Below are 5,455 nucleotides of genomic sequence, written 5' to 3' on the forward strand. Positions count from 1 at the left end.
AATGTTAATTATCAAGGCGTTATCTACCAGCATCTTCCCCTCTCAATGCTGCTTTTTGGCAGCCTCCTTGGGAAGAGGTGCGCATTCTACAGACTCCCCGAAAGGAGTCAACAGCCATGCCTTAAAAAAGTGAAAATTATTCCAAAAACACAGCATATTCAAACCTTCTGCCGTTGTTTATTCTTTTTAAAACTAAAACAGACCCTCTCAGCCAAAGCAATCAGCAAAAACCCACCATAAACGATGGCATCTTCGTAACTGGCTCTCACCATCCATAACACATGAATCATTACCAGGATTGAAATAAGATACACCAGCTTATGTAATTGAATCCAACGCCGCCCTAAGCGACGCTGCATTTTTTTCGTAGACGTGACCGCAAGCGGCAGCAGAAACAACACTGCCGCTGCACCTACTACAATGTAGGGCCGCTCCAAAAACTCTTGCAGCAATATGTCAAACTGCCACCCCACTATAAAAGTAGCGAATGCTAATAAATGCAGGACACTATAAAAGAATGCATATAAACCAAACATGCGACGAAATCTCATTAGCCAAGTAAGCGACAACCTTCGACGCAACGGCGCCACCCAGAGGCTTAACCATAATGAAACAATGGCCCATGTGCCCAAATACTTTACTATCTCTATAGCTGGATCAGCGCCTAACTGCTGCGCATAAATGTCATATGACAATAGTAATAATGGCAGTAGCAAACCCAAAAAAACGCAGCACCAAACCAGCCTGCTTTTTGCAGGATTAATACCTAAAACCATTTACGTAAATCCATGCCACTGTAAAGATGAGCAACCTCCTCCGCATAACCATTAAAGGGTAATGTCTCAATTCGGTTAGGCGAAAATAAAGATGAAGGCAAACGCCTTTCAGATGCCTGCGTCCATCTGGGATGGTCAACCTCAGGATTCACATTAGCAAAAAAGCCGTACTCTTTGGGCGCGGTAAGATTCCATGTCGATTCAGGCATAGTTTCAGTGAAACGAATCTTCACTATCGACTTAATACTTTTGAATCCATATTTCCATGGAACAACCAACCTCAGTGGCGCTCCGTTTTGTGGCGGTAAGGCTTTCCCATAAAGGCCTGTAGCCAAGAAACTCAAAGGATGCATCGCCTCATCTATTCTTAACCCTTCAACATAAGGCCAATCTAAGGAGCTGAAAAGAGCTTTTTGACCTGGCATCTGCTGCGGATCATACAGCGTAGTAAACTCAACAAACTTTGCCTTACTCGTAGGCTGGAACTGTTTTAAAATATCCGCCAGAGGAACCCCCAGCCACGGAATAACCATCGACCATGCCTCAACACAACGTAACCGATATATTCTTTCCTCGAACTTATGCGGTTTTATAAAATCCTCTAATGCAAACTTACCAACTCTCTCTGCCTCCCCCTCAACTTCTATTGTCCAGGGATCCGTTTTAAACTGCTGAGCTTTACGACTCGGATCCTGCTTACCAAGCCCGAATTCATAAAAATTGTTGTGCGAAATCACATCAGGATACGGGGCAGGCTTTTCATTCGAGGAGAAACGATTATTACGCTCAGCAGCCCTGATAGATGACTGCATCCACTCAGGGCCTGCGTAGATAGGCCAGTCTTCTTTGAAGTCATATTCTGATAGGGCTGAAACGGTACCGGAAGAGAGCAAGGCGGCAGCTCCTGCCAAACCTTGCATAAAAAGACGACGCTGCTTATAGATAGACTCTGGCGTTATCTCGGAGCTTGTTATTAATTCAGCCTTTTTAATTAACATCTAAATTCTCACTGTAATAAATACCAATGAAAATTTAGACCCTTTTACTAGAAATAATTCCCTTTACGCTTTTTTCCTTTTCCGCAACAGCCACATAACCGGCCCCGACGCACTGTACACCAGGAACAAAACCCACAAAAATAGCGCAGGCTCAATGGATATCACACCCACACCCAATACAATTGCTGCCAGGATGACGAACGGCACCTTCCCTTTCAGGTCAACATCTTTGAAGCTATTATAAAGCGCATTACTCACCATCATGATGCCAGCTAAGGCTACATAAAGCGCAATAATATAAGCATAAGGCGCAGGATCAATATTATATTCTGTTGCAGCCCATACTAAACCAGCCACTGCAGCGGCTGCCGCAGGCGAAGGAAGACCGATAAAATAACGTTTATCGACAGAACCGATCTGAGTATTAAATCTCGCTAGCCGCAGAGCAGCGCACGCCACATAGATGAAAGCCGCGAACCAGCCCACTTTTCCAATATCACCTAACACCCAGCTAAATGTTACTAATGCCGGAGCAACACCAAAAGAGACCATATCAGATAAAGAGTCATACTCCGCACCAAATGCACTTGATGTATTAGTCATTCTTGCTACACGACCATCAAGGCCATCCAGCACCATAGCGACAAAAATAGCGATAGCGGCCGCCTCGAAATGAGAGCTCATACCCGCGATTACCGCGTAAAAACCAGAAAACAGTGCTCCTGTAGTAAATAGGTTAGGCAACAGGTAGATACCACGCCTTGGTTTCACACCCGGCTCCGAAACAGACTCATCCTCATGAAAAGATTCATTTTCTTCAGTCATAACGTCACTATATAAATAATAAAAGTGCCCCATTCTACAGCGCCATTCAACAGCACGATAGTTTATCAGGCAAACAATGCATCAATATCACAGCTCGTTTTTTTGCCCAACACACCCTGATGCTGCCCCAGCCAAACACAAGCAGCGTCACGCCCAGCCACTTTCAAGCCATGCAGAAAGGTTTTACGCGTATCGTATTTACTGGCACGCCCCAAACCAGACAACAATTCATGACTCTCTATAATATGGGTACGCATACTTCCAATTTTTCGTACAGCCTTACCTGAAAACCAACCCTGAGGCATCGATTGTCGCTTAATAGCAGCAATACTGCTCATTTCTCGCAAAAAAGTACTTTGGAAGCTCATTTCTGTCACCCGCTCCCCAATGGTCTCTGCTGTTATAGGCAACCCATTCCCCACCAAAGACTGCAACAAAACAATAAGGACATCATCGCTATCACAATCATATATCAATGGAAAAATCGCTGGATTAGCAGAAAAACCACCGTCCCAATAATTCAATCCATCAATCTCTATCGCTTTATGTATATTAGGGAGGCAAGCTGAGGCAAGCACATGATTAACCGTTAGCTCAGGCTCTCTGAAAATTTTTAATTTACCCGTACTAACTTCCGTGGCAGCAAGAAATAACTTAAACGGAGAGTCGAGCGATAGCTGTTCAAAATCAACCAACTGACTCACCAAGTCCCGCAAGGGGTTAATGTCAAGTTTGTTGATATCATAGGGAGATACATATTTCATCGCATACAGCCACAAACGGGCCATAGAGCCTTCAAGATGCTCAGGTAACACCTTCCCATAATCCAAAGCAGAAATAGCGCCCCAAAACTCATCCAATTTATCTCTGGCACCCTGACGGCCTCCTAAACGCCACCCTTCCGCAAGCATCACCGCATTCATTGCCCCGGCGCTGGTCCCACTAATACCTTCGAACGACAATAATTTTTCTTCCAGAAGACGGTCAATAACCCCCCATGTAAAAGCCCCATGCGCACCGCCGCCCTGTAAAGCGAGATTAATCTTAACGACCTGCATAACAACCTCCATTAATTATTGTGCACTGCACAAATATAACAGAAAAAGCAGCACACGCTACACTAAGGGTTTTAAATTTATTAAATCGTTTTTACAAAGGCAGGTTTCATTTATGTGATAATGCCGTTATGGATACACGCACTTTACAGCATTTTCTTAGCTTATCTGACACACTACATTTCGGTCGTGCGAGCGCACTTTGCCACATTAGTGCCTCTGCACTCAGCCGATCTATTAAACAACTGGAGACAGAGCTAAACGTTATTTTGTTTGTACGCGATAACCGCAGCGTGCAACTCACCCATGAAGGAGCTCTATTCCAAGCCTATGCTCGTGAGGCGTTAGCTCAATGGGACCTAACACGAAACACCCTACTGGCAGAAGCGAAAGAACTTCACGGCGAGGTCAGCATCTATTGCTCAGTCACAGCCAGCTACAGCTTCCTATACGATATTCTTAGTCAGTTTCGTCATAACTTCCCTGCCATTGAAATAAAATTACACACCGGAGATCCTGACCACGCACTGCGTCGGGTACAAAATAACGAAGAAGACATCTCCATAGCAGCCAAACCAGATCTCCTGCCTAAAGATCTGGCATTCAAGCCGGTTGGAATATCTCCGTTACTTTTTATCGCCCCCAAAGCAAAAAACACGCTGAATGAAAACCTTTCACCCCCAACAACGACTGAGCAATGGGGTAGCATTCCTATGATTCTTCCTGAAGGCGGAGTATCAAGAGATAGGCTTGATGAATGGTTCCGCCAGAAAGGAGTGAAGCCTAACATCTATGCCCAGGTCGCCGGAAACGAAGCGATTGTCAGCATGGTCAGTCTTGGCTTTGGTGTGGGCGTCGTCCCAAAAATCGTTTTAGACAATAGTCCATTAGCAGAAAAAATCGAAATATTAACTATCAAACCCGAACTAAAGCCATATGAAGTCGGCCTGTTCACATTAGAAAAGAAACTTAAAAACCCGTTAATCAATGCACTCTGGTGCCAAATCAAAACCAACACCCCTCAACAAACTAAGCATTAACAAAGAGCGCCTCAATGTCGGGAGATAAATAAGGACGTCCACGTTCATTAAGTGCCGTACCTACAACCAACGCCTCAACGCAGAGTTTCTGGTCTGATGAACGAATAACCTTTTGCCGAAAAGCAAACTTCACCTTACTGAGCCGCTCAACAACAACCTGTACCACATACTCATCACCACTTGTTAAAGAGGCTTTATAGTCCAGCTCAGAACGCACGACCACCAAGTGAATACCTTGCGACGCTAACGCAGAAAAATCGACACCATGGGCCAGTAAGTATTCATGACGTGCATGCTCAAGGTAATTAAAGTAAACACCGTTATTGACGATACCTTGCATATCTAACTCATAGTCGCGCACTTTACTGCTTATCTGAAACGGTGTTTCCATCTACTTTCCTATTCCATGTTGATAAATAAGATTGACGCTTGATAGCGAAGTTATAAAAAAGCCGCTCCTTTTATACCAACAGGAGCGGCTTTTTACTGACTAACGCAGTGATTACAGGCTAAGCACTTTTTCACCGCGCGCAATACCAGATACACCTGAGCGCACTACTTCCATAATACTGGCCGTACCTAATGCATCAATAAACGCATCCAGCTTAGCGCTGGAGCCTACCAACTGCACGGTATAAGTATTAGGCGTAATGTCGATAATCTGCCCACGGAAAATATCAGCGGTACGCTTAACTTCCGCCCGAAATGCTCCCGCTGCCTTGAACTTGATCATCATCAATTCACGCTCAATGTGTTCGCCT

General features: G+C 44.6%; 7 protein-coding genes. 1 reads left to right on the plus strand and 6 read right to left on the minus strand.

Annotation, left to right across the window (positions count from 1 at the left end; all coding sequences use genetic code 11):
• Positions 1-158: 158 nt before the first annotated feature.
• The 4 genes from ABY436_RS18680 to ABY436_RS18695 all read right to left on the minus strand — a co-directional run bounded on the left by ABY436_RS18680 (position 159) and on the right by ABY436_RS18695 (position 3,657).
• Positions 159-776, minus strand: coding sequence for a sulfite oxidase heme-binding subunit YedZ (locus ABY436_RS18680; RefSeq protein WP_372740437.1), 618 nt, complete (start codon positions 774-776; stop codon positions 159-161).
• The gene (gene msrP / locus ABY436_RS18685; protein ID WP_372740438.1) at positions 767-1,774 is read right to left on the minus strand and encodes a protein-methionine-sulfoxide reductase catalytic subunit MsrP; all 1,008 of its coding nucleotides are present in this window, start codon (positions 1,772-1,774) and stop codon (positions 767-769) included. Before msrP ends, ABY436_RS18680 begins: the two co-directional genes overlap by 10 nt.
• A gap of 63 nt (positions 1,775-1,837) precedes the next feature.
• A complete protein-coding gene (gene pssA / locus ABY436_RS18690; RefSeq protein ID WP_372740439.1) occupies positions 1,838-2,599 on the minus strand; it encodes a CDP-diacylglycerol--serine O-phosphatidyltransferase in 762 nt (253 codons plus the stop codon).
• 65 nt (positions 2,600-2,664) lie between these two features.
• Entirely contained in the window at positions 2,665-3,657 is a 993-nt protein-coding gene (locus ABY436_RS18695; RefSeq protein WP_372740440.1) for a patatin-like phospholipase family protein, read from the minus strand.
• A 128-nt stretch (positions 3,658-3,785) separates the two neighbouring features.
• Here ABY436_RS18695 and ilvY point away from each other — a divergent pair, with 128 nt between their 5' ends.
• Complete coding sequence (gene ilvY, locus ABY436_RS18700) at positions 3,786-4,694, plus strand: HTH-type transcriptional activator IlvY (protein ID WP_372740441.1); 909 nt, start codon at positions 3,786-3,788, stop codon at positions 4,692-4,694.
• Here ilvY and ABY436_RS18705 read toward each other — a convergent pair.
• Positions 4,684-5,085, minus strand: coding sequence for an acyl-CoA thioesterase (locus ABY436_RS18705; RefSeq protein WP_372740442.1), 402 nt, complete (start codon positions 5,083-5,085; stop codon positions 4,684-4,686). The two genes, ilvY and ABY436_RS18705, sit on opposite strands and share 11 nt — an antisense overlap.
• Positions 5,086-5,196: 111 nt before the next feature.
• On the minus strand, positions 5,197-5,455 hold a 259-nt coding region (gene ilvN / locus ABY436_RS18710), incomplete at its 5' end, for an acetolactate synthase small subunit (RefSeq protein ID WP_372740443.1).

This window comes from Neptunomonas sp. (assembly GCF_041601355.1).
In the GTDB taxonomy this organism is placed as follows: domain Bacteria; phylum Pseudomonadota; class Gammaproteobacteria; order Pseudomonadales; family Balneatricaceae; genus Neptunomonas.

What these genes read in the sequence shown, in the direction of transcription:
- ilvY (WP_372740441.1), top strand. Translation starts at nt 3,786, where the DNA reads ATGGATACACGCACTTTACAGCATTTTCTTAGCTTATCTGACACACTA.
- ABY436_RS18695 (WP_372740440.1), bottom strand. Translation starts at nt 3,657, where the DNA reads ATGCAGGTCGTTAAGATTAATCTCGCTTTACAGGGCGGCGGTGCGCAT.
- ABY436_RS18680 (WP_372740437.1), bottom strand. Translation starts at nt 776, where the DNA reads ATGGTTTTAGGTATTAATCCTGCAAAAAGCAGGCTGGTTTGGTGCTGC.
- ABY436_RS18705 (WP_372740442.1), bottom strand. Translation starts at nt 5,085, where the DNA reads ATGGAAACACCGTTTCAGATAAGCAGTAAAGTGCGCGACTATGAGTTA.
- msrP (WP_372740438.1), bottom strand. Translation starts at nt 1,774, where the DNA reads ATGTTAATTAAAAAGGCTGAATTAATAACAAGCTCCGAGATAACGCCA.
- pssA (WP_372740439.1), bottom strand. Translation starts at nt 2,599, where the DNA reads ATGACTGAAGAAAATGAATCTTTTCATGAGGATGAGTCTGTTTCGGAG.